This is a genomic window from Erythrobacter sp. WG (assembly GCF_026586795.1).
Lineage (GTDB): Bacteria > Pseudomonadota > Alphaproteobacteria > Sphingomonadales > Sphingomonadaceae > Erythrobacter.
Genome location: NZ_JAPFGY010000001.1, coordinates 1 through 21,765 on the forward strand (window position 1 = coordinate 1; position 21,765 = coordinate 21,765).

At 68.5% G+C, this 21,765-nt stretch carries 22 protein-coding genes; 11 read left to right on the forward strand and 11 right to left on the reverse strand.

What is annotated here, in order from left to right; translation table 11 throughout:
* The 4 genes from OPU67_RS00005 to OPU67_RS00020 all read left to right on the forward strand — a co-directional run.
* Positions 1–503, forward strand: a 503-nt coding sequence (locus OPU67_RS00005) for a murein hydrolase activator EnvC family protein (protein WP_267616595.1), incomplete at its 5' end; no start/stop codon positions are given.
* 133 nt (positions 504–636) lie between these two features.
* Positions 637–2,001, forward strand: a complete 1,365-nt coding sequence (locus tag OPU67_RS00010; protein ID WP_267616597.1) for a S41 family peptidase — start codon at positions 637–639, stop codon at positions 1,999–2,001.
* A 10-nt stretch (positions 2,002–2,011) separates the two neighbouring features.
* Positions 2,012–2,464, forward strand: a complete 453-nt coding sequence (locus OPU67_RS00015; RefSeq protein ID WP_267616599.1) for a disulfide bond formation protein B — start codon at positions 2,012–2,014, stop codon at positions 2,462–2,464.
* A 22-nt stretch (positions 2,465–2,486) separates the two neighbouring features.
* Positions 2,487–3,011 carry a demethoxyubiquinone hydroxylase family protein gene (locus OPU67_RS00020; RefSeq protein ID WP_267616600.1) on the forward strand — a complete coding sequence of 175 codons (525 nt, stop codon included), beginning with the start codon at positions 2,487–2,489 and terminating at the stop codon, positions 3,009–3,011.
* A gap of 18 nt (positions 3,012–3,029) precedes the next feature.
* Here OPU67_RS00020 and OPU67_RS00025 read toward each other — a convergent pair whose 3' ends face one another.
* Complete coding sequence (locus OPU67_RS00025) at positions 3,030–4,058, reverse strand: phytanoyl-CoA dioxygenase family protein (RefSeq protein WP_267616601.1); 1,029 nt, start codon at positions 4,056–4,058, stop codon at positions 3,030–3,032.
* Positions 4,059–4,319: 261 nt separating this feature from the next.
* Between OPU67_RS00025 and OPU67_RS00030 the strand changes: the two genes are divergently transcribed.
* Entirely contained in the window at positions 4,320–4,889 is a 570-nt protein-coding gene (locus OPU67_RS00030) for a hypothetical protein (protein WP_267616603.1), read from the forward strand.
* 141 nt (positions 4,890–5,030) lie between these two features.
* On the opposite strand, the gene OPU67_RS00035 is transcribed toward OPU67_RS00030, so the two are convergent.
* From OPU67_RS00035 to OPU67_RS00045, 3 genes are all read right to left on the reverse strand, one after another.
* Positions 5,031–6,044, reverse strand: coding sequence for an NAD-dependent epimerase/dehydratase family protein (locus OPU67_RS00035; protein ID WP_267616605.1), 1,014 nt, complete (start codon positions 6,042–6,044; stop codon positions 5,031–5,033).
* Positions 6,045–6,105: 61 nt separating this feature from the next.
* Positions 6,106–6,444, reverse strand: a complete 339-nt coding sequence (locus OPU67_RS00040; protein WP_267616606.1) for a hypothetical protein — start codon at positions 6,442–6,444, stop codon at positions 6,106–6,108.
* On the reverse strand, positions 6,441–7,700 hold the full coding sequence (locus OPU67_RS00045; RefSeq protein WP_267616607.1) for a capsule biosynthesis protein: 1,260 nt from the start codon (positions 7,698–7,700) through the stop codon (positions 6,441–6,443). Before OPU67_RS00045 ends, OPU67_RS00040 begins: the two co-directional genes overlap by 4 nt.
* A 204-nt stretch (positions 7,701–7,904) precedes the next feature.
* On the opposite strand from OPU67_RS00045, the gene OPU67_RS00050 reads away from it, so the two are divergent.
* Complete coding sequence (locus OPU67_RS00050; RefSeq protein ID WP_267616608.1) at positions 7,905–9,401, forward strand: LTA synthase family protein; 1,497 nt, start codon at positions 7,905–7,907, stop codon at positions 9,399–9,401.
* Here the strand turns inward: OPU67_RS00050 and OPU67_RS00055 are convergent.
* Positions 9,363–10,130, reverse strand: coding sequence for an SDR family NAD(P)-dependent oxidoreductase (locus OPU67_RS00055; RefSeq protein ID WP_267616609.1), 768 nt, complete (start codon positions 10,128–10,130; stop codon positions 9,363–9,365). The genes OPU67_RS00050 and OPU67_RS00055 overlap by 39 nt on opposite strands.
* 203 nt (positions 10,131–10,333) lie before the next feature.
* Between OPU67_RS00055 and OPU67_RS00060 the strand changes: the two genes are divergently transcribed.
* Positions 10,334–10,957 (forward strand): sterol desaturase family protein, encoded by a 624-nt coding sequence (locus tag OPU67_RS00060; protein WP_267616611.1) that lies wholly within the window; start codon positions 10,334–10,336, stop codon positions 10,955–10,957.
* On the opposite strand, the gene OPU67_RS00065 is transcribed toward OPU67_RS00060, so the two are convergent.
* The gene (locus tag OPU67_RS00065) at positions 10,937–11,614 is read right to left on the reverse strand and encodes an HAD family hydrolase (protein WP_267616612.1); all 678 of its coding nucleotides are present in this window, start codon (positions 11,612–11,614) and stop codon (positions 10,937–10,939) included. The two genes, OPU67_RS00060 and OPU67_RS00065, sit on opposite strands and share 21 nt — an antisense overlap.
* Before the next feature lie 175 nt (positions 11,615–11,789).
* Between OPU67_RS00065 and OPU67_RS00070 the strand changes: the two genes are divergently transcribed.
* From OPU67_RS00070 to OPU67_RS00085, 4 genes are read left to right on the forward strand one after another with little or no spacing between them, the layout of a single operon-like run.
* Positions 11,790–12,722 (forward strand): KpsF/GutQ family sugar-phosphate isomerase, encoded by a 933-nt coding sequence (locus OPU67_RS00070; protein ID WP_267616894.1) that lies wholly within the window; start codon positions 11,790–11,792, stop codon positions 12,720–12,722.
* Between the two features lie 4 nt (positions 12,723–12,726).
* Entirely contained in the window at positions 12,727–13,545 is an 819-nt protein-coding gene (locus OPU67_RS00075; protein ID WP_267616613.1) for a 3-deoxy-manno-octulosonate cytidylyltransferase, read from the forward strand.
* A complete protein-coding gene (gene kdsA / locus OPU67_RS00080; RefSeq protein WP_267616615.1) occupies positions 13,545–14,363 on the forward strand; it encodes a 3-deoxy-8-phosphooctulonate synthase in 819 nt (272 codons plus the stop codon). Before OPU67_RS00075 ends, kdsA begins: the two co-directional genes overlap by 1 nt.
* A gap of 1 nt (position 14,364) precedes the next feature.
* Complete coding sequence (locus tag OPU67_RS00085) at positions 14,365–15,867, forward strand: hypothetical protein (protein WP_267616616.1); 1,503 nt, start codon at positions 14,365–14,367, stop codon at positions 15,865–15,867.
* On the opposite strand, the gene OPU67_RS00090 is transcribed toward OPU67_RS00085, so the two are convergent.
* The 5 genes from OPU67_RS00090 to OPU67_RS00110 form a co-directional block, all read right to left on the reverse strand.
* Positions 15,864–17,036, reverse strand: a complete 1,173-nt coding sequence (locus tag OPU67_RS00090) for a glycosyltransferase family 4 protein (RefSeq protein ID WP_267616617.1) — start codon at positions 17,034–17,036, stop codon at positions 15,864–15,866. The genes OPU67_RS00085 and OPU67_RS00090 overlap by 4 nt on opposite strands.
* Before the next feature lie 55 nt (positions 17,037–17,091).
* Complete coding sequence (locus tag OPU67_RS00095; RefSeq protein WP_267616618.1) at positions 17,092–18,252, reverse strand: polysaccharide biosynthesis/export family protein; 1,161 nt, start codon at positions 18,250–18,252, stop codon at positions 17,092–17,094.
* A gap of 91 nt (positions 18,253–18,343) precedes the next feature.
* The gene (locus tag OPU67_RS00100) at positions 18,344–19,327 is read right to left on the reverse strand and encodes a phytanoyl-CoA dioxygenase family protein (RefSeq protein ID WP_267616619.1); all 984 of its coding nucleotides are present in this window, start codon (positions 19,325–19,327) and stop codon (positions 18,344–18,346) included.
* Positions 19,324–20,103 carry a DUF5672 family protein gene (locus OPU67_RS00105; RefSeq protein ID WP_267616621.1) on the reverse strand — a complete coding sequence of 260 codons (780 nt, stop codon included), beginning with the start codon at positions 20,101–20,103 and terminating at the stop codon, positions 19,324–19,326. Before OPU67_RS00105 ends, OPU67_RS00100 begins: the two co-directional genes overlap by 4 nt.
* Entirely contained in the window at positions 20,103–21,746 is a 1,644-nt protein-coding gene (locus OPU67_RS00110; protein WP_267616623.1) for a glycosyltransferase family 2 protein, read from the reverse strand. Before OPU67_RS00110 ends, OPU67_RS00105 begins: the two co-directional genes overlap by 1 nt.
* Positions 21,747–21,765: the final 19 nt, after the last annotated feature.

The following is a 21,765-nucleotide window of genomic DNA, read 5'->3' on the forward strand; positions in this document are numbered from 1 at the left end:
AGCTCCGGAAGCGCGGCAGCACCGACGGCGAGACCGTGGGCGATGCCCTGCGCAACATCTTCGGCGTCGCCTTCAACCTCGCTGCGGCCCTGCCCGCCGCGCCCGAGCCAGCCCCGGCGCCGCTCCCCAGCGCCCCGCCGCCGCGCGATTTCCAGCTGCCGGTGCAGGGGCGCACGCTGCTGGGCTTCGGGGCGCGGCGGGACAGCGGGCTCGCCAGCAATGGGCTGATCCTCGCACCCGCGCAGGGCGCGCAGGTCGTCGCCCCGGCGCGCGGGCGGGTCGCCTTCGCGGGGGCCTATCGCGGCTTCGGGCGAATCGTCATCGTCGAGCACGACGGCGGCTGGACCAGCCTCGTCACCGGGCTCGAAAGGGTCGATGTCGCAGTCGGCGACACTGTGATCGGCGGCAGCCCGATCGGCCGCGCGAGCGGCGGCGCGCAGCCCCTGACGATCGAGCTGCGGCGCGACGGAACACCGGTCAACCCCTTGCAATACCTGAGGTAAGCCACCAGCCTGGCGGGGGCGGCGCGGGACGCCCGGCGCGCATCGGCACGGCGCGCCCCCGTTCGGGCGTGTCTATCTGGCGTTAAGCCGGGCGAGCCTATACATTCGACCACGAAGGAGTCTCATCGCCCCTATGAAAATCGCCGCTCTCCTGCGCAGCGCCGCCTTGGTCACCGCCGTCGCCCTGATCCCGGCCACCACCGCCACCATGGCCCAGGTCGATGGCCGCGTCGGGCCGGAATTCGCCAAGTTCTTCGCGGTCTTCCAGCGCGTGAAGGCGAGCTATGTCGAGCCGGTCGACGACGACAAGCTGATCCGCGGCGCGATCGACGGGATGCTCGCCAGCCTCGATCCGCATTCGTCCTATCTCGACGGCGGCGATCTCCAGCGGCTGGAGACGATGATCGACGGGCAGTATTCGGGCCTCGGCCTGTCGGTGGTGATGGAGGACGGGGCGGTAAAGGTCGTCTCGCCGTTCCGCGGCAGCCCGGCCGAGACCGCGGGCGTCAAGGCGGGCGACTTCATCACGCACTTGAACGGCAAGCTGATCGTCGACACCAAGCTCGATGATGCGGTCGCGCAGATGCGCGGGCCCAAGGGCACCTCGATCCGCCTGACGATTTTCCGCCAGGGCCGGGACCAGCCGCTCGAGCTCGACGTGACGCGCGGGACCATCAAGCTCGAACCGGTCACCTCCGAGCTCCAGTCGGGCGGGATCGGCGTCATCTCGGTCAACGAGTTCTCGGCCAATGTCGGCGCCAATGTCTTCGCCGAATACCAGGCGCTGAAGAAGAAGGCGCCGGGCGGCAGGCTCAACGGCCTCGTGCTCGACCTGCGCAACAACCCGGGCGGCAGCCTCGACGAATCCGTGGCGCTCTCCGACCTGTTCCTGTCGGAGGGCCGGATCGTCAGCCAGCGCGGCCGCGCGCGGGGCGAGACGATGCTCTACGATGCCGAGACCGTCTATCGCGGCGACATGGCCGAAGGCGTGCCGCTGATCGTGCTGATCAACGCCGGGTCCGCCTCGGCCTCCGAAATCGTCGCCGGCGCGCTTCAGGATCACCGCCGCGCGCTGATCATGGGCGAGCGCAGCTTCGGCAAGGGCTCGGTCCAGTCGCTCCTCCCGCTCGGCAAGGACGCGGCGCTCAAGCTGACCACGGCGCGTTACTACACCCCGGCGGGCAAGTCGGTGCAGGAGGGCGGCATCCGTCCCGACATCACCGTGCCGCAGATCTCCGACCCCGATTACGCGCTGCGCCAGAAGTACCAGACCCGCGAAAGCGACCTGCGCGGCCATCTCATCAACGAGCTCGCCGTCAAGGACGAGGCGATGGAGAAGGACAAGATCGCCGATCCGCGCTTCCAGCTGACCGCCGCGCAGCTCGAGAAGGAAGGGATCAAGGACTTCCAGCTGAACTACGCGCTCGACACCCTGCGCCGCACCACGAAGAGCAGCGTCGCGCTGCGGCCCGCGACGCGTCCGGCGGGCGGCAAGTAGGGCGCAAGGCATGGACAATCCGGCGAAGGCCCGCGCGCTGGCCGTGCTGATCCCGGCTGCGCTGCTCGGCGGGGCCTATGTCGCGCAATACGGTTTCGGCCTCTATCCGTGCGAGATGTGCTGGTGGCAGCGGTATCCGCACTTCGCCGCGCTGGCGCTCGCGCTGGTCTCCTTCGTGGCCAAGCCGGCGCGGGTGTGGGTGGCCCTCGCGGGGCTCGCGATCATCACCTCGGGGCTGATCGGCGGCTTCCATGCGGGCGTGGAGTATCACTGGTGGCAGGGGATCACCGCCTGCTCGCGGATCGAGGCGGGCGGCAGCTTCACCGATTTCGCCGCCGCGCCGCTGGTCCGCTGCGATGCGGCGCCGTGGAGCCTGTTCGGCATCTCGCTTGCCGGCTTCAATTTCCTCATTTCGAGCATCGGGGGTGCAGCCGTGGTGGCGCTCGCCGCGTATCGCCGTTAGGGTAGACGCAAAGGAGCCGATCATGGTCGACGCACGAGACATCAGCCGCATGATCCGGGTCGATCAGGCCGGGGAATTCGGCGCGACCCGCATCTACGAAGGCCAGCTCGCCGTGATGGGCGACCGGGGCCCGCATTCGGCGGAAATCCGCCACATGGCCGCGCAGGAAGCCGAGCACCGGGCGAAGTTCGATGCACTGCTGGCGCGGCGCGGGGTGCGCCCCACCGCGCTCCATCCCTTCTGGTCGGCAGCGGGCTATGCGCTGGGCGCCGGCACGGCGCTGCTCGGCCCGGAGGCGGCGATGGCCTGCACGGCGGCGGTCGAGACCGAGATCGACCGCCACTACACCGAGCAGCTCGAAAAGCTTGAAGCGACCGGTGCGGACCCGGAGCTGGCGGCGATGATCGAGGAATTCCGCGCCGAGGAGCTCGAACATCGCGACGCGGCGCTCGCCAACGGCGCGGAGCGGGCGCCGGCCTATCCGCTGCTCGCCGGGGCGATCCGGCTCGGGTGCAGGGTCGCGATCAAGCTTAGTGAACGCATCTGACGCGCCGCGTTCCGGCGGTCAGGGGTGATCGACGGGCGCGCGCACCCCGACAGATGGCCAGGGCACGACCAGCCATCGCGGCAGCCTGTCCGTGACCGCCCAGATCAGCGGGACGCGACGCTCGGCGATGCCGGGCAGGCTCAAGGGATCGCCGCCCAGCCACGGCAGGAACGGATTGCGCCGGGCATAGGACCACAGCTCCACCCGCTCGCCCGCCTCGCTTGCCGGGCCCCGCGCGTGGAAGCCCACCGTGTCGGCGACCACCAGCGTGTTGGCCGGCACCGCCAGGGCGCGCGGCTCGGGAAGCTGCATCGCGGCAAGCTCCTCCGCCTCGACCCGGGGCGATCCGCGCGCCGACATCCGGTCGATCGCGCGCGGATCGACAAGGCTGCGCGCACGCTCCCACGCCAGCCGCTCGGGCGTGAAGCGGTGCGATCCGGGGACATAGGTGAACGGCCCGTTCTCGATGTCGACGGGATTGAAGAACAGCCACGCCTTCATCGAGGAATGGAAGCTGTCGGCGTGCAGCGTCTCTTGCGGATCGGGCTCGTTGCCGCCGACCTTGCTGACGATCGTCTGGATATAATGCAGCGGCTCGATCCGGTAGCCCGCGACATAGTGGAATAGCGCGGCGATGTCCTTGCGCGCGAGCAGGCGGCGCAGGGCAGGGATCGCCGCCAGCATGGCGGGATCGATCGCGAGGCGCCGGGTGATCGCATCGCCCTGCCGGATCTCGCGCGTGGGCCCACGATAGGTGAGCACCGCTTCGCGCAGGGCCGCGAATTCCTCGGGCGGGACGATATCCGGGATGGCGACGAACCCGTCACGGTCGAAGGCCTCGCGCCACTCGGGCCGGACCTTGCGCGCCAGCCGCCGCCGCCGCCAGCGGGTCAGCGCATCGGCGAGACGCACGCGGCCGACGTGCAGGCCCCGGCCATTCAGCCAGCGCGATCCGATCAGCGGATTGTCGAGAAAGCTCTTCGCGCCGGTGATCAGCTGCAGCACCCAGATCGGCGCCAGAACGACATTGCGCATGATCGAAGCCATGGCTGAAACGATACCTCCGCGTCCCGGCGCCCCTACCGGCGCGCCCCGCTGAGGTCAACGCGTGCCCGAACAACCCGGCACCGGACCGGCGAAGTTGCGAAGTGCGCCCGTAGGCTAACCCGCGCAATGGTTTCCATCGCCGAACCATGTTCCGGCAGGCTTCACCGCGCGTTCAGTCCGTGCGGGCTAGACAAATCGCACCGTGCAGGGGCATCAGGCGCAAGCATCCGCCCCGCGTGCCGACAGAGGACCACATCCGCCATGAAGCATCTGCTCGCCCCTGCCGCCCTCGTCGCCGGCTTCGCCGCCGCCGCTTGCGTCGGCGCGTCTCCCGCGGCCGCGCAGAGCGCCAGCGAGAAGATCAACATGGTGATCGCCTACGACGCCTCGGAATGCCCCAAGGCGCAGCCGGGCGAGGTGGTGGTGTGCGAGATCCTCGTCGAGGCCGAACGCTACCGTATCCCGAAAAACCTGCGCGGCGTCGGGACCGACGAGCTCAAGAACCGCTCCCGGCAGGCGGAAGAGATCAGATATGCCGGTGATTTCGGCGCGATGAGCTGCACGCCGGCGGGCGCGGGCGGGTTTACCGGCTGCAACCAGAAATTCGTCCAGGCCTGGGCCAAGGACAAGAGCGAGGCGGAGGCCGTGCGCTTCGGCCAGCTCATCGAACAGGCGCGTCAGGAGCGCCTGTCGACCATCGACGCGCAGGCGGCGGCCGAGCAGGAGCGCGTCGAGATGATCGAGCGCGAATATATGCAGCGCCTCGAGCGCGAGCGCAGCCAGACCCTCCCCGGCGAGGGCGCGCTGCCCCCGCCGCCGCAGGGCCAGTAAGGCCGTCCCGCCACCTCCTCTCGCGGCCCGGCTCGGGTCCGGGGCCGGATGAGGGACCCGCGAAGGCGCAGCCGAGCGGCCCTCGCCAGCGGCCGCGTGCGAGGCCTTCCAGGCCGAGCCCTCCCTCGGCCTCGCCGCAAGTCACACCCGATAATACTCCCGATACCACGCCACGAAGCGCGCCACGCCTTCGCGGAACGGGGTCTGCGGGGCGTAGCCGGTGAGCGACTGGAGCAGCGCCGTGTCGGCCCAGGTCGCGGGCACGTCGCCCGGCTGGATGGGGAGGTAGTTGCGCATCGCCGCCCGCCCGCATTCGGCCTCGATGGCATCGACGAAGTCCGCCAACCGCACCTTCTCGCCATTGCCGATGTTGACGACGCGGAACGGGGCGACCGGCGAGAGGCTGTCGCCCGGCGCGATATCCTCAGGGCTTTCCGGGCGCACGGGCGCGGCGTCGATCAACAGCCGGATGCCGCGCACCAGATCGGTGACGTAGGTGAAATCGCGGTACATTTCGCCGTCGTTGTAGACGTCGATCGGCGTGCCCTCGAGGATCCCGCGGGTGAACTTGAACAGCGCCATGTCGGGGCGGCCCCATGGCCCATAGACGGTGAAGAACCGGAACATCGTCGTCGGCAGGTTCCAGAGGTGGGCGTAGGAATGCGCCATCGCCTCGTTCGCCTTCTTGGTCGCGGCATAAAGGGTGAGCGGCGTGTCGACCTTCTGGCCTTCGTCGAAGGGCATGGCGGTGTTTGCGCCATAGACCGAGGAGGTCGAGGCCATCAGCAGGTGCTGCACGCCCAGCTCGCGCGCGCACTCCATGACGTTGAAGGTGCCGATCAGATTGGCGTCGACATAGGCGCGCGGGTTCTCGAGGCTGTAGCGCACCCCGGCCTGCGCGGCGAGGTGAACGATCACGTCGGGCCGCTCGGCCAGCGCCAGGGCGTGGAGGGTCTCGAAATCCTCGAGCATCCCCTCCTTGCAGGTGAAGTGCGCGTGCTGGAGCAGCATCTGGTGGCGCCGCTCTTTGAGGCGCACGTCATAGTAGTCGGTCATCCCGTCATAGCCGACGACGCGCAAGCCTTCCTCGAGCAGCAGCTGCGAAAGATGGTAGCCGATGAACCCGGCCGAACCGGTGACAAGAACCTTGGTCATGTGCCGGATGCCCCCTTTGCCCCGCAGCCACGGCCCCGGCTATGGGGCGGCGCGGGCCGCGTCAAGGTCGCTGCGCCGCCGCGTTCCGCCCGCGTCGCTGCCGCGCGTGCGTCGCGACGAGCGCGAGCGTGACGGTGGCGAGCACCGGGCCGAGCCAGTCGGCGACCTGAACGGCGGTCTGCCAGACGCGCGGGTCGAACACCGCGTTCCACGGCATATTGGCCCTGAGGCCGCCGCCGAACTGCTCGATCCAGCGATACTCGGCCTGCGCGACCTCGCGCCCGATGAAATATCCCGATGCCGCTGCGGCGCCGGTCCACCACCGGCCGGTCGCAAACCCGATGAGGGCCTGAAGGGCGAGCGCGACGAGGGCGTGCTCGATCAGGCCGAAGCCGGTCATTCCGGCGGCAGCGGCACGCCGTCGAATCGCGCCACGGCGTGCTTCACCACCTTGTCGAGTGCCTCTTCCGAAAAGAATCCGCCCGGGATCAGCGAGGTGTCGATCAGCACCCGCTGGAAAGCGGCGAAGGTTGCCTCGTCGGGCGGGGTGGCCTCGGTCCAGAAGCGGTCGAGCCCGCCCTGGAAGGTGAGGTCCGCCATGTCGTAGACGGCCTTGCCGAGCACCACCACCGGGACCTTGCGGGCAAGGGCCAGGGTGCCGCTGGTGCTGTTCACCGTCACCATGCCGCGCGCCCGTTCGGCGATCGCCTCGATATCGCCCCAGGCGAGGTAATCGACACGGTCGAGCACGCCGAACTGCTCGGCCAGGGTCTCCGCCTCGAACTGCCAGTCGCGCACGCCGTTATCGAGCGGATGCTCCTTGATGACCAGCCGCGTGCCGGCAGGCGCGTGCCGGGCGAAGGATTCGAGCACCATCTTCATCGCCTCGACGATCCCCGCGAAGGGCGAGTGCAGGCGGATCTGCGCGTCCGAATCGAGTTGCAGCGGGAAGAGGTAATAGGCCGCGTCCGTTTTCTGGAGCCGCTCGAGCAGCGCCATGCCCTGCCGCTTGCGCTCGTTCTTGCGCGCCAGCTTGCGCGCCCAGCCCATGCCCTCGACCAGCGGATGCCACGGGCGATGGGTCTGCCAGCCGGGATAGCGCCAGCGGGTCAGCACGTCGGCGGCGTTGTAGATCAGCCCCTCGGTCGCGCGGCGCCGGAACGAGGCGGGCACCTTGCGGTGCTCGGCCACCGGCGGCAGCGCGGCCGCACGCTGGCGATACCAGCGCGGGTCACGGGAGAGCTGGCTGTGACCGTTCACCCCGCCGATCTCCATCGTCACCCAGTCGGGGCGGATGTAGCCTTCCTCGAACACCCAGATCGTCACGCCGCGCGCGCGGCAGACCTCGAGCGCGGCCATGTGATGCACCCGGCAATCGCCGAACAGCATCACGTCGGTGATGGCGTGCGTGTCGAGCAGCCGGGCGAAGGCGTCCGGCCATTCGGCGAGCGTGCCGCGATAGCTCAACCCGTTGGGCAGGCGCCAGTAGGCCTGGTCGCCGCCGTTGAAATTGACCTTGTAGACAACATGGCCGGAGCGTCGCAGGCCAATGCCGAGCCTGCGGAAGAACGGCCCCATCAGCCCTTGCAGCAGCATCACCCGACGCTGATTTCCGGTATGCTCCCCGAGGAGGCCGGGGCTGAGTTCAGCGTTCATCTGGTGGTCGATGCCATGGGTCGTGTATGCCGTTCGGCGCGGTATTAGCCGCGCGGGCAGGGCATTGTCGATGTCCGGACGATATTTTGTTTTGGCCTTGAACACCTTTCGGCGATAGCGCCGCGCCATGGCACGGCAAAGACGCGAGGTCCCGGCAGAGATGCAGCGCCGCGTGCCGCGTGCGCGATGCGGGGCGATGCAGGCATGAACGATCTGCTGCGCGAGCTTGCCCTGGGCGCGCCGATCCTGGCCTTGCTGGTGGTGATTGGCGACCTGATCGCCAGGCCGCGCCCGCTCGGCCGGCTGCGACTTCGCCGCCCGGCCGGAACGCTCGTCCTGCTGCTCGTGTCGATGCTGGCTTTCGCGGTCCTGCTGGTGGTGACCGGGGTGCCGCTGGTGGCGGGCATCGGCACATCCGCGCTGGTCGCGGTCCACGCGGTGATCTCGAACATCAAGCGCAAGGTGCTCGGCGAGCCGCTGGTGTTCAGCGATTTCGCGCTGATCGGCGCGGTGTTCCAGCACCCGCAATTCTACGTCTCGGCGCTCCGGCCCTGGCAGCTCGCGGCGCTGGCGGCAGGGGTCGCGGGTCTCGCCGCGATCATCGCCCTGTTTGCCGCCCCCGACCTCGTGCCGCGGCTCGCGGGGGCAGGGCTGGGCGTCGCCAGCTGGATCGGGCTGCGTCTCGCCCTCCCTCCGCTCGCCAGGACCCTCAGTGCGCCGGTTCCCGATCCCGAGATCGACGTCGCCCGCCTCGGCCTGATCCCGGCGGTGCTCGCCCAGTGGGCCGACTGGCGCGGCACCACCGACCCGCAACCCTGCACCGCGGCCCCGATCGGCGGCGCGGCGGGGCAGCTGGTGGTGATCGTCCAGTGCGAATCCTTCACCGATCCGGTCGCGCTGTTCGGCGATCCGGCGATCGCTCTGCCCGGCCTTGCGGCTGCGCGCCGGGACGCCTGGCAGACAGGCCGCCTCAACGTCCCGGGCTTCGGCGCCTATACGATGCGCACCGAATACGGCGTGCTGTTCGGCCGCGCGGAGGAGCAGCTCGGCACGCGGCGCTTCGACCCCTTCCTGACCGCGCGCGGGGAGGCAAGCTGGGCGCTCCCCAACCGGCTGGACCGCAACGCCTGGGACAGCTGGTTCGTGCATCCCCACGACATGCGCTTCTACGGGCGGGACAGGCTGATGCCCGCGAGCGGCTTCGGCGCACTGGTCGGCGAGGACGCCTTCCCGCCCCCGCAACCGGGTGAGGGGCGATATGTCACCGACGCCGCGGTCGCCGACCGGATTCTCGATCTTGCCGCCACGGCGCCGCGCGCGGGCCTGATCTACGCCGTCACCATCGAGAATCACGGGCCGTGGCCTGCCGGCGGGGCGCAGGGCGAGCCGCTCGCGGCCCCCTACATCCGGCTGCTGCGCCACAGCGATGCGATGCTGACCCGCCTGTGGGAAGGGCTGGCGCGGCTCGGGCGGCCGGTCACCTTGTGCTTCTTCGGCGATCATCGCCCGAGCATCCCCGGTGCGAGCGAGCCGGGAGCCGAGCACCACACGCCCTATGTCATCCTGCGCCTTGCGGCCGACGGCACGCCGCTAGGCGCCGGCCGCCAGGAGGTCGACCTCACCCCCGCCGAGCTTCACCACACGCTGCTCGCCGCGATCGCCTCAGGGGAGGCGCAGGCCGAGCAGGATGCGGTCGCGTAAGGGGCGGGGCAGGAGCCGGTCGAACCAGCGCAGCAGCAGGAACCGCCGCGGCACGACGAGCTCGGCGGCCCCGACGGCCACCGCCGCCACCGTCCGCTCGGCAACGCGGCTGGCGGTGATCTCCCCCGGCCGGGACGGGGAATCGGCGGCGAAAAAGCCGGGCGAGACGAGCGTCACGCTGACGCCATGGCGCTTCACCGCAAGCCGCAGCGCGTCTGCGAAGCGCGCGAGTCCCGCCTTGCTCCCGGAATAGGTCGCCGCGAAGGGGAGCGAATGCGACGCCGCCGCCGTACCGATGAGGCAGATTCGTCCGGCGCCGCGCACGGCCATCCGCTCGGCGAGAAGCGACGCGAGCGCGGCCGGTGCGGCGAAATTGACCTGCACGAGACGGACGACCTGCGCGGGGTCCTCAACCACCGCGCCGCTCGGCAAGGTGTCACCCTGTCCAGCGACGAGATAGGCCTGGGCAAAGGGCTCCTCAGCGTCGCTCTGCGCAAGAGCCCCTAGGGCAGCATCAAGCTGGCCGAGATCGATCGTCCTTATGGTGGTCAGCGCCCCAGCGGCCCGGCACAGCGCTGCGGTAGCCTCGAGGCGCTGCGCATCGCGCGCCCAGAGCGAGAGCCGGATGCCGGGCCGGGCGAGTCGCATGCAAAGTGCGTGTCCCAGTGCTCCGGAGGCGCCGGTCACCAGAATGTGCTCTTTTGGTCTCTTTCCGGAGGGATCTTGCATTTGCAAAGGATAGGCCCCTGTTATTCTTTCGCAACTGCGGTATGGGGCTGCAAACCAACGAATCGGGCGCACTGGGCTTGCGGTGAACGGTTTACCGCATGGGCCAAAACGATGTATTTTTTCGGTCACGTTGATTGTTCATATCGTGTAGAGTCAATGGTGGACGAGAGCTTTGGGGGCTCCGCTCGGGGCAGGTGTTAGTGATGTTTAATGGTATGCCGGAGCGCGGCCCTTCCCATCGGGCAAGGCTTTTTGAAGCCGAATGGGTCGAGCGCTTCACCTTCGTCTCGCTGAGGTCTTTCGTGCTCATCTGGGCACTGGTGATTCCTGCGGTGGCCATCACCGCATGGTTGGTTGCGCCCACCTGGTGGGCGGTTCCGCTGGCGCTCGTCGGGGTGGTGGGCTGGACCTTCACCGAGTATTCGCTGCACCGCTACCTTTTCCACCTCGAGCCGCGTTCGGACTTCCTGAAAAGGATGGTCTACGTGATCCACGGCAACCACCATTCGCACCCTAACGATCCGCTGCGCAACCTCATGCCGATGATCGTCAGCCTGCCGGCGAGCGCGTTGATCTGGCTGGGCCTCACCGCGCTGATCGGGCCCGAGGCGGTGTGGATCTTCCTCGGCTTCATCGTCGGCTATGTCGCCTATGATCTCGTGCACTTCGCGTGCCACCAGCGGCCGATGAAGGGGCGCATCGCCAATGCCCTCAAGGTCCATCATATGCGGCACCACCACCTGAAGGTGGAAGGCAACTACGCGATCACCGGGATCATCTGGGACCGCGTCTTTGCGACCCGCATTTCATCGGCCCGGAAGGCTTGACCGGCCATGTCCCGCGATCGCGTCGCTGAGCTCTGCCATGGCCGCGATGACCGGGACTGTCGGCGTCTCGGCGATTGCCGCGCCGGTGCCGTAGCCCCACGCCACCAGGACGACCGGAAGCCCGGCGGCCTTGGCGGTGGCGACGTCGATCGCCGAATCGCCGCAATAGAGCGTGTCCTGCGCCGTCCCGCCAATCCCCTCCAGCGCCATGAGCGCCGTTTCCGGGGATGGTTTGCGCGGCCGGTCGGGCGCGCTGCCGATGATCGCGCCGAAATGCTCCGCCAGGTCGAGATCGCCGAGGATCTTCTCGCACAGCACCTGCGGCTTGTTCGAGCAGATCGCCATGCCGATGCCGGCGCGGCGCAGCGCGGCGAGCGTGTCGCCCACGCCGGGAAAGGCCAGGTCGCCCGGCACCGCGATGGTGCGGTGGATGGCGCGGAATTCCTCGATCTCGGCCGCCGGATCGACCGAGTGGCGGCCCATCACCGCGGCGATCATGGCCGCCCCGCCGATAGCATCCATTTCGCGGATCAGTTCCCGGTCCGCCGTAACGTTGGCTCCGCGCGCGCGGAGCATCGTGTCGATGATGGCACCCGTCAGACGGGCGCTGTCGATCAATGTCCCATCCAGATCGAAGATAATGTTGCCAAAGAGCACGATCGGTCCGGCCAGTCACTGCGCTTCGTTCGAGGTCGCCTTGGGCAGTGCAAAAGTGATGGAGGTTGCATTGCTTAAGGAACTGCCTTTGGAGGCTCAAGTCAAGGAGCTTGCTCCGACTCCCCTGCGCCCGCTTCACCAGGGTCACCTTGCGGTCGGGCGCAGCGTGATCCGTATGGAAGCCGATGCCCTGCGCCAGCTCGAGGCGCAGATCGACGATGCTTTCGCGCGCGCTGTCGAGATGATCCTGGCCTGCAACCAGCGCGTGATCGTCTCGGGTATCGGCAAGTCGGGGCACGTCGCCCGCAAGATCGCCGCGACCCTCGCGGCGACGGGCACGCCGGCGCTGTTCGTCCACGCCGCCGAAGCGGCGCACGGCGATGTCGGCATGATCAGTTCGGGCGACGTGCTGATCGTGTTCTCGAACAGCGGCGCCACCGTCGAGGTGCAGCCGCTGTGCATCTACGCCAAGGCGATCGGCTGCCCGGTGATCGGCGTGTCGCGCAATCCCAATTCGCTGCTGATGCGCACGGCGGACCTCGGCCTGCTGCTGCCGACCGTGGAGGAAGCCTGCACCTCGAGCCTCGCGCCCACGACCTCCTCGACCATGATGCTCGCGCTCGGCGATGCGCTGGCGGTGGCGGCGATGCGCGCGCGCGGCCTGTCGGGCTCGGACATCCGCGCGCTGCACCCGGGCGGGGAGATCGGCCTGTTCCTGCGCAGCGTCGAGGACGTCATGCACGCCGGCAACCGCCTGCCGCTGGTGGGGCTCAAGACCGGGATGCCCGAGGTGCTCGTGACCATGACCGAGAAGCGCCTCGGCGTGGCGGGGGTCGTCGATGACGAAGGCGCTCTGGTCGGCATCATCACCGATGGCGACCTGCGGCGCCATGCCCGCAACGTCGTGTTCGGCACCGCCGCTGACGTCATGACCAAGGCACCGCGCACGATCTTCCGCACCGCGCGCGTCCAGGAGGCGCTCGAGATCATGAACACGCACCGCATCACTGTGCTGTTCGTGGTCGACGAGCGAGAGCCCAACATCCCGATCGGCGCGGTCCAGATCTACGATATCGCATCGGCGCCCGCACCGGCGCTCACGCCGTGAGGCCATGCCCCGCATCCAGATAATCGTCCCTGCCAGGTTCGCGTCGACCCGGTTTCCCGCCAAGCCTCTTGCGCCATTGACCGGCGCGGACGGGATCGCGCGGCCGGCGCTGCACTACACCTGGCAGGCGGCGCTGGCCGCAGCGCGGGCGCTGGGGGCCGAAGCGGGCTGCGTGATCGCGACCGACGATGATCGCATCGCCGCCTTCGCCAAGGCCGAAGGCATGGCGGTGGTGATGACCCCGGTGGAATGCGCCAACGGCACCGAACGCTGTGCGGCGGCCCTGGCCGAACTGCCCGAGACGCCGGAGATCGTCGTCAACCTTCAGGGCGATGCGCCGCTCACCCCCGCCGCGATGGTGGCGGCCGTGGTCGAGCTGCTGGAGGCCGAACCCGATCTGGCGATGGCGACCGTCGCGGTGCCTGCCAGCCCGACGGTGCTCGGCCATCTTCAGACCGATGCCGCCGCGGGCCGTGTCGGCGGGACCACGGTGGTGTGCAGCCGGGAGGGCCGCGCGCTCTACTTCTCGAAATCCATCATCCCGCACATCGCCCCCGACACCGCCCCGCGCGAGCCGGTGCTGCTGCACCTTGGCCTTTATGCCTATCGGCCCGCCTCGCTCGAGCGCTATCGCGCCCACGGCACGGTCTCGCTCGAGCTTCAGGAGGGGCTCGAACAGCTCCGCTTCCTCGATGCGGGCCTGCCCGTCGGGGTCGCGGTGTGCCCGGCGCCGGCATGGGACATGATCGAGCTCAACAATCCGAGTGACATTCCGCTGATCGAGGCGCAATTGGTGCGCCGCGCCCAAGTGGAGGACACCTGATGTTGCCGCCCCTGCAGCGCTCCGCCGGAGCGCCGCCCTTTCTCATTTCCGGCCCTTGCGTGATCGAGAGCGAGGCGCTGTGCCTCATGATCGCCGAGCGCCTGCGCGCGATCGGCGAACGGCTTGCCATGCCGGTGGTCTTCAAGGCGAGTTTCGACAAGGCCAACCGCACCTCGGTCAGCAGCTTTCGCGGCCACGGCATCGAGGAAGGGTTGCGGGTGCTGGAAAAGGTGCGCGCCGAGACCGGCCTGCCGGTGCTGACCGACGTCCACCTGCCCGATCAGGTGGCGGCCGTGGCCGAGGTGGTCGATATGCTTCAGACCCCGGCCTTCCTCGCGCGTCAGACCGACCTCATCATGGCCGCCGCCGGCAGCGGCAAGCCGGTCAACATCAAGAAGGCGCAATTCATGGCGCCACAGGACATGGGCGCGGTGCTCGCCAAGGCGCAGACTGCGGCCAAGGAGGCCGGGGTCAACGATCCGCAGATCGCCCTGTGCGAACGTGGCACCAGCTTCGGCTACAACAACCTCGTGGTCGATATGCGCGGCCTCGTCATCATGCGGGAGATGGGCTGCCCGGTGGTGTTCGACGCCACCCACAGCGTCCAGCTCCCCGGCGGCGGCGGCGACCGTTCGCTCGGCCAGCGCGAATTCGTCGCGCCGCTGGCCCGCGCGGCGATGGCGGTGGGGGTCGACGGGCTGTTCATGGAAACCCACCCCGATCCTGCCGCCGCGCTGTCGGACGGACCTAACATGGTCCCGCTCGACCAGCTCGAGGCGCTGCTCGGCGACCTGGTGGCGATCGCCGCCCTCGGCTGACATGGCTGCCGCACCGCTCCTTGCCATCCCGCCGTTTCCGGGGGCCCGCGCCCGTGCTTTCGCGCAGAGCGGCGGCGCAGGGGAGGGGGACTGGCAGGGCCTGCTCGATGCCCTCGCCCGCCACCAGGTGGGCGGCGCCTATTGGGGGCGGAAGGTGGCCGGCCCGGCGCGGCTCGATGCGGCGAGCTGGCCCGTCGATGCCGATCCCTGGACCCTGCTGGGCAGCGCCGAGGAGGTCATCCTCCCCGCCGAAGATCCGCGCGCGGTGCTGGCTCTGGCGGCGGGCACGCCGCTGAGCCTCGTCGGGCGCAACGGCAAGCCCCAGGCGGTCGATCCTGCGGCGCTCGTCACACGCCATCTCACCCGTTGGCAGTGGTTCGATCCCTTCGACGGCAACCCCATCACCGCGCTCGAGGCGATCGAACTGTGCGGGTTCTGGCGGCGGTCGATCGAGGCGAATCAAGGCATCGCCGCCGTGCTCGGCTTTGCGCACTGGAAGCGGCCGACCGTCGCGCCGCTGCTTTGGAACGGCAGCGAAACCCCTTTCCACCGCGGGGTGCCGACGCTGGCGCCCGGCGACCGCGTGGCGGTGTGGCGTTCCCGCCTCAGCAAGGCCCAGGAAAAGGCGCTCGCCGGGCGCCGCCTGATGGAGGTCGAGGACGGCTTCATCCGCTCGTCCGGGCTGGGCGCCGATTGCGTTCCGCCGCTGTCGATCGTCGTCGACGAGCGCGGGGTGCACTTCGATCCCACCCGGCCGAGCGAGCTCGAGGACCTGTTGCAGAACGCAGACCTGCCGCCGGACCTCGTCGCGCGCGCTGCCGCCCTGCGCGCGGCGATCGTCGCCGGGGGCCTATCGAAATACGAGAACGCCGCCCCGCTGCGGCTCGAGCGTCCCGGCGGCGCGCGCCGGCATATTCTGGTGCCGGGGCAGGTCGAGGACGACCGCGCGGTGACGAGCGGCGGGGCGCTGGCCTCCAATCTCGAACTGCTGCGGCGCGCGCGGGATCACGCCGGGCCCGACGCTTTCGTCATCTACAAGCCGCATCCCGATGTGCTCGCCGGCCATCGGCGCGGGCTTCTGTCGGCAAGCGACACGGCCGCCTACGCCGACCGGGTCGAGACAGAAGCGCCGATGGCGAGCCTGATCGACATGGTCGACGAACTTCACGTCAACAGCTCGCTCGCCGGGTTCGAGGCGCTGCTGCGCGGGAAGCAGGTGACCGTCCACGGCGCGCCCTTCTACGCGGGTTGGGGCCTCACCACCGATCTCGGTGCCGTCCCGGCACGGCGCACGCGGCGGCGGAGCCTCGATGAACTGGTGGCCGCCGCGCTGCTGCTCTACCCGCGCTACCTCGATCCCGAGACGAACCTGCCGTGCCCGGCCGAAGTGCTGGTGCGGCGCCTCACCCGGCGGGAGGTGCGGCTCGACACCAACGCCCGGGCCGTGATCGCCGTCCGCAGGCTCGCCGGGCGCACCAACCGCCTGCTGGGCCGCAACAGCTAGCCGCCCGCGCCGCGATCCCGCTCGAGCTGCGCGAGCAGGGCGTCCACGCGCCGGAAATGTTCGGCCCAGGTCGGCGCAGCATAATTGCGCAACCGTGCCAGCTGGCGCGGGCGGCCGACACCGTCCTCGCGCGCGTAATCGATCAGGGCCGCCATCCACGCGTCCTCGTCGTCGGGCGGGAGGAGGTCGGGGATGTCTCCAGCGATCTCCCGGAAGACGTCGAGCTCGCTGGCGATCACCGGGATGCCCGCTGCCAGCGCCTCGACGAGCGGGATGCCGAAACCTTCGGCGTGGCTCGGAAACAGCAGCGCGCGCGCCCGGCCGAGGACTTCGGCGAGCTGCGCATCGTCGAGCGAGCCGGCCTCGACCACCTTGCCCCTGAAGTCCTGGTTATCGAGCGTCGCGAAGACATCATCGGCCTCCCAGCCCCGCCGTCCGACGATCACCAGCCGCGGGGCGGCATCGCCCAGCGCCGCGACGAGGCGCTGCCACACCGAAAGCACGAGCGCGTGGTTCTTGCGCGCCTCGATCGTGCCGAGGATCACGAAGGTGGGCGGCCCATCGTCTTCCCCCGGGCTTTCGCGGCGCAGCCTCGAACAGCCGGGCCAGGCGACGATCGTGGGCGGGACCGGCAGGCCGTTCGCCTGTGCGAATTGCGAGAGGGTGGTGCGCGTGTGCCGGCTGTTGGCGACGACCGCCGTGGCAGTGTTGAGCACCGTGCGGATGCGCTCCCGGTGCTTCGCGTTCTCGCCGGGGCGGCAGAACTGCGGATGGGTGATGGGGATGAGGTCATGGACGAGGTAGATCGGCCGGACGTTCGCCCACCTGCACCAGTCGGCAAGACCGGCATTGTGCAGACCCGTGTGCCCGGCGTTGAGCCAGAAGCGCCCCCCGCCATCGAGATTGCGCAGCCAGCACCACCCCCACCGCAGCGCGATGCCGACGAGCCTGCGCCGGAAGCTCGCGGTGGTTATCTCGGCACGCGACCCCGCGGGCGCGAGCGCCGCGAACAGCGCGCGCGAGGCGGAAACCGGCAGGATCACCTGCCGTCCCTTGGTGATGATTACCGCCTGCGAGCGCGGCGCGAAATGTTCGAGCCAGGCATCGCAGATACGGTCGATCCCGGTCGGCCGCACCCCCTCCCACCGCCGCCAGATCTGGCGGGTCACGTCCAGTAGGAGGGGCGCAGAGTTCTCCGGCGCGGTCATGCCAGATGACCCCGCGTCAGAACGCTCCGGCCTGTTGCAGCGAGACGAGCGGGAAGAACAGCTGGCTGAGCACCTGGATCAGCTTGGAGGGCTGATTGGCCAGCGCGTTGCCGACATAGACGACGTCCTTGTCCCGCATCGCGAACTTCTGCGCGAGGATGTAGGAGCTCGCCTGCATCATGTTGAAATGATAGACTATCGGCACCTCGTTCCCGGCCGCGTCACGATCGATGCGGAAGACGAAGATCGCCCGCGCGTTGCCCGAATTGGGGTTCGCGCCGCCCGCGGTGGCGATGGCCTCGATCAGCGAGGCCCTGGCGCCGGGGAACGGGAACTGGCTGGTCTGACCGGGCGCGCCGAGCACGGTGAAGCTGCGCGGCTGGCGGATCAGGGTGATCCGGTCGGAGGGGAAGATGCGCAGGTCGAGCTCGGGATTGTCGAGCACGTCGCTGAGGCGCCATTCCTGGACCGTGTCATTGCGCGAGACGCGCACGACGAGGTCGCGGATCTCACCCTTGTTGCCGCCCGCCAGCGCGATCACCTCGGACAGCTTCTCGCGGTTGGTGGGCAGCACCAGACGGCCCGGGCGGGCGATGTCGCCGCCGATGATCACCGAGTTGGTGAGCCCCTCCGCGATCGAGACGAGCACCTGCGGGTTCTGCGACTTGCCGCGCAGCGCCTGCCGCAGCTGCACCTCGATGTCGCGCGTGGTGCGGCCCGCGACGTTGACCTGCCCGACATAGGGGATGGTGATCGTCCCCTGATCGCTGACCCGCAGCGGCGGGAACCGCTCCGCCCGCGAGGCGGCATCGAAATTGGATGCGCCTTCCGTGCCGATCGCCGCCGTCCGGCCGAACAGGGCGACGCCGGTCTCGAAGATTGCGACGTTCAGCACGTCGCCCGGACCGACCAGCTCGGTCGAGGGAGGCGGCGTGTAGTCGGGGCGGAACGGCGCAGGCGGCGCCGGGGGGCGGGGCAGGTCGTTGACCGTCTGGACCTGCACCAGGGTCATGCCGAGCGCGCCCGCATCCTTGGCGATCTGCGAGCGGATGTCTGATCCCGTCGGCCCGCTGGTGGGAAGCGTCGCACATCCCGAAAGCGCCGCCGCGGCAAGGGCGGCGAGCGCGAAGCGGCCGATCACGGACTTGCCCAAGGCGCTGTTTCTCAACGTGTTCATTCAGATCATTCCAACCCTATGCGCGGCGACCGTGATGCCGGTGACGCGACAATCCCGAAAAGTGCAAGTGCAGGTGCCCAACCTGTTGTGTTCAGCGCCCCAGCGTCCGGCGCAGGGCACGCCGTGCCTTTGAACCAAAACCGGACGGCTTTCCAGCAGAACCGGCAGGATCGTGGCTGGCGGACTTCAGCGCCTCCTCGGCTGGCTGGCCCTGATAGAGGTTCGGGCGGAGGCGTCCATCGGCGATGCTCGAGATCCGGCGCATCTGGAGCTTGCCCAGCGCCTCGTCGGAAAAGGCCGGGGTGTAGTAGATGCAGTCCTCGAAATAGTAATGCGTCACCTGCGACCAGCGGGTGAGGCGCGGATCGTTCTGCGCGCTGCCCCCGTGGAGCAGATTGGCGCACCAGATCAGCGCCTGGCCCTTCCTGGCGAGGAAGGTCTGCGGCTGCGCGCCCTGTGCCGCACACAGCGCCCGCCACGCCTCGCCGTAGGGATCCTGCGCCGAGGCAAGCTGGGTCTCGTAGCCGCGCCGCCCGATCAGCGCGTTGCTCATCACCGGCCAGCGGTGCGAGCCGGGGTAGTAGAACAAGGGCCCTGCGTCCGGGTGGATGTCCTCCATCGCCAGCCACACGCCGCACATGAACTTCTCCGGCAGGCTGGAGAAATGCACCATGTCGGAGTGCGCATCCTGCTGGGTCCCGACGGGGAAGTTGAGCGTCTGGAAGGGGAAGGCCTGCCGCCCGTAAAGCTTGCCGAGCAGCGCGGTGACGGCTTCGTTGGCGGCGATGGCGCGGACATCGGGATCGGTCTGCCAGGCATCCTGGATGCGCCGCTCGCCGCAGGTCTTGTCAGCCTCGGGATCGGCGAAGTCGATGCCGTAGTGCGGTGCGAGGCGCGCCTTGATCCGCTCGATCCGTTCATCGAGTTGCTGGTCGGGAAAGTCGAAGACGGCGTAGCCTTGCTCGTAGAGGTCGCGCGCGACGCGCCGATCCTCCTCGCTCAATCCCAGTTCGTCCGCCATCGCGAGAAGCAGCGGGGTTTCGATGAGCGGAAGGCCCGGCAGCGGATTGCTCACGCCTGCCTCGTCCGTCGTCGCGAAGGTTGCCACAATCCGTCCCATCCCATCTTCAGGCAGCGCCGCAGACCGTGCGGTTGTCCTGCCAAGTCGCGCATGATCCCGCCCCTGTCTTGATGGACAGAGGACCGGTCTTCAAGCCCGCAGTACAGTTCCCAGAAGCGGTCGGCACCGACAAGAGCCGGCATGTGCCACACTCCGTGGAACCCGAAAGTGTCCTCTGGCGAGCCCCTGCGCTCGGCGGCGAAACTGTCAGCTAGAGCACGAGGGGCGAAACGCAAGCCCTGAGCTTCCAGCCACCCGCGATTGTGCCGCCCGATCGCCACGTCCTCGGGATGGCTGGGGCTGAATTGCGGGGAGCGACAGGCCTCCAACAAGCGGCGGCTGCGCAGCGAGAACCCCCCGTTGCCGACCTCATGTCCATCGCTGAATTGGGGCCAGGAGGCACCGATGTAGTCGTAATCGAAAAATTGCGGGTTCCAGCGGTCCGGGTTCACGACGTATCCGTCCCATTGAATCACCAGACAGTGCGACGTCTCCACATGATCCGCCAGCTCGTTCAGGATGAAATGGGAGTATTGCGTGGAGGATTCGAGCGGGGGAGTGAGTACCACCTCCAAGCCCGCTGGGCGCCAGTCGGGCTGCCTGTGTGTGAATAGCTTGGCGGCGCCGAAGCGGACTGCGCTTTGACACGCGTCGAGAGCCTGCAGCGTGCCGTCTAAGTTGATGGACGTAGCCGAGACTAACGTCACGTGCGGGAGATCGAGGCGTTGCATCAGCGAGGCATCGCGACCGAGGTGAGGTCTAGCGCGAACTGCTCTGATGCGCGGCTGAGCATCGGATGGTGATAGGGGTCGGTGGATTCGTTGGTCCGCCAAATCCGCTGGAGCGCTGCCAGTTCCCGTGCGAACCTTGCCGCCCCGACCGGATCGGTGTCCTGCCCGCGCGAGACGGATTCATGATGCACCAGTACGGCGCGCGGCTCGTAGAAGGACTGCCAGCCGCGCTGGTTCAGCTTGAGGCACAGATCGACATCGTTGAAGGCGACGGCGAAGTTCGCCTCGTCGAGCCCGCCTACCGCCAGAAAGCGGTCGCGGCGGACGACAAGACAAGCCGCCGTGACTGCGGATACGTATTGGGGCAGGGCATGGCGCCGGAAGTATCCTTCCGCCTCCGGACGCAGGAACCGGTGGGCATGGCCGGCGGCGTTACCGACCCCGATCACCACGCCTGCGTGCTGGATGCGTCCGTCGGGATAGAGAAGTTGTGCGCCGACCGCCCCGACTTCCGGGCGCATCGCCTGGGTCACCATGATCGCGAGCCAATCGGGCGAGAGCACCTCGATGTCGTTGTTCATCAGGCAGATGAGCTCGCCGCGGGCAATTGCAACAGCGTTGTTGTTGATCGTCGAGTAATTGAACGGCCCCGGCTGATCGAGGATCGTCACCCCCTCGCTGGCGAGGGCACGCAGATAGGCGAGCGTTTCAGGTTCATCGCTATCATTGTTGGCGACGATAATCTCCATGTCCGGATAGCTGGTATTGCGCAGACCCGTAATGCAGGTGCGCAGAAGGTTTGCGCGATTTCGCGTGGGGATGATGACGCTGACCGGCGGCAACGCGTCAGAGATTTGCGCGAGCGACAGCATTGGCGGCATAACGGGGCGCGAGCGGCGGTGATGAAGCACTGCGTGGATGTGGTTCGCTGTACCTCGCGAGGCTGCGTTTCGGACGAGCGCGGTTGGCCAGTCCGCTGATCCCGCAGCTTCGAGCAAATCGGCCGCACTAGCGCGCACAATGCACGCTCCTGTGAGAATGTCGCAATGGCGTTGCAGCTCCTCGTTCCAATCCGGCTTGAAGTGCGGATCGATCCTTCGCCGTGAGCGATCAAGCAAATCATCGTCGGCATAGACGACGGTACACGCCGCCTCCGTCTTAGCGATAGCAGCCGCATAGGCGCTGCCAGCATTCGGTGACACACGGTCGCCGCCCGATAGGGGCAGCACCCAGGGCGTCGCGGTGAAGTCGATACTCGACACAAGAGCGGCTAAGGAGCCTTCCGGCGGCGGACGCATGATCAAGTACTCGATCCCCGCAGCAGTGAGGCTGTCGCAAGTTGAATCTAGCTCGCGACAGCTTGCAGTGGATTGGACCAGAGCAATGACGGGAATGCGAGAGGTTGGATGCTGGGGACGGGACGAGGCAGACTCACTCATTGCCCACAATGCGTAAGCGTGAGCGGATCTGCTCAGCAGTGGCGCGAACTGGCCGCGGGCGCGGACGCGCTTGCGCAACACGCGCCATTTGGTGGCGGTAAGATAGCGCGAAGGAAACAAACGAAACGCGTCGAAATGGACTCGGAGTGTGAGCCAGAGCTTGATAACTCGGCTGTCAAAACTCTGGTTTTTATTCGAGGTCATCGCTCACCGCCTATAGCCA

Bases quoted from the DNA above. Each gene is read 5' to 3' on its own strand.
- OPU67_RS00010 (WP_267616597.1), top strand. From the start codon at position 637: ATGAAAATCGCCGCTCTCCTGCGCAGCGCCGCCTTGGTCACCGCCGTC.
- OPU67_RS00015 (WP_267616599.1), top strand. From the start codon at position 2,012: ATGGACAATCCGGCGAAGGCCCGCGCGCTGGCCGTGCTGATCCCGGCT.
- OPU67_RS00020 (WP_267616600.1), top strand. From the start codon at position 2,487: ATGGTCGACGCACGAGACATCAGCCGCATGATCCGGGTCGATCAGGCC.
- OPU67_RS00025 (WP_267616601.1), bottom strand. From the start codon at position 4,058: ATGGCTTCGATCATGCGCAATGTCGTTCTGGCGCCGATCTGGGTGCTG.
- OPU67_RS00030 (WP_267616603.1), top strand. From the start codon at position 4,320: ATGAAGCATCTGCTCGCCCCTGCCGCCCTCGTCGCCGGCTTCGCCGCC.
- OPU67_RS00035 (WP_267616605.1), bottom strand. From the start codon at position 6,044: ATGACCAAGGTTCTTGTCACCGGTTCGGCCGGGTTCATCGGCTACCAT.
- OPU67_RS00040 (WP_267616606.1), bottom strand. From the start codon at position 6,444: ATGACCGGCTTCGGCCTGATCGAGCACGCCCTCGTCGCGCTCGCCCTT.
- OPU67_RS00045 (WP_267616607.1), bottom strand. From the start codon at position 7,700: ATGAACGCTGAACTCAGCCCCGGCCTCCTCGGGGAGCATACCGGAAAT.
- OPU67_RS00050 (WP_267616608.1), top strand. From the start codon at position 7,905: ATGAACGATCTGCTGCGCGAGCTTGCCCTGGGCGCGCCGATCCTGGCC.
- OPU67_RS00055 (WP_267616609.1), bottom strand. From the start codon at position 10,130: ATGCAAGATCCCTCCGGAAAGAGACCAAAAGAGCACATTCTGGTGACC.
- OPU67_RS00060 (WP_267616611.1), top strand. From the start codon at position 10,334: ATGTTTAATGGTATGCCGGAGCGCGGCCCTTCCCATCGGGCAAGGCTT.
- OPU67_RS00070 (WP_267616894.1), top strand. From the start codon at position 11,790: ATGGAAGCCGATGCCCTGCGCCAGCTCGAGGCGCAGATCGACGATGCT.
- OPU67_RS00075 (WP_267616613.1), top strand. From the start codon at position 12,727: ATGCCCCGCATCCAGATAATCGTCCCTGCCAGGTTCGCGTCGACCCGG.
- kdsA (WP_267616615.1), top strand. From the start codon at position 13,545: ATGTTGCCGCCCCTGCAGCGCTCCGCCGGAGCGCCGCCCTTTCTCATT.
- OPU67_RS00085 (WP_267616616.1), top strand. From the start codon at position 14,365: ATGGCTGCCGCACCGCTCCTTGCCATCCCGCCGTTTCCGGGGGCCCGC.
- OPU67_RS00095 (WP_267616618.1), bottom strand. From the start codon at position 18,252: ATGAACACGTTGAGAAACAGCGCCTTGGGCAAGTCCGTGATCGGCCGC.
- OPU67_RS00105 (WP_267616621.1), bottom strand. From the start codon at position 20,103: ATGCAACGCCTCGATCTCCCGCACGTGACGTTAGTCTCGGCTACGTCC.
- OPU67_RS00110 (WP_267616623.1), bottom strand. From the start codon at position 21,746: ATGACCTCGAATAAAAACCAGAGTTTTGACAGCCGAGTTATCAAGCTC.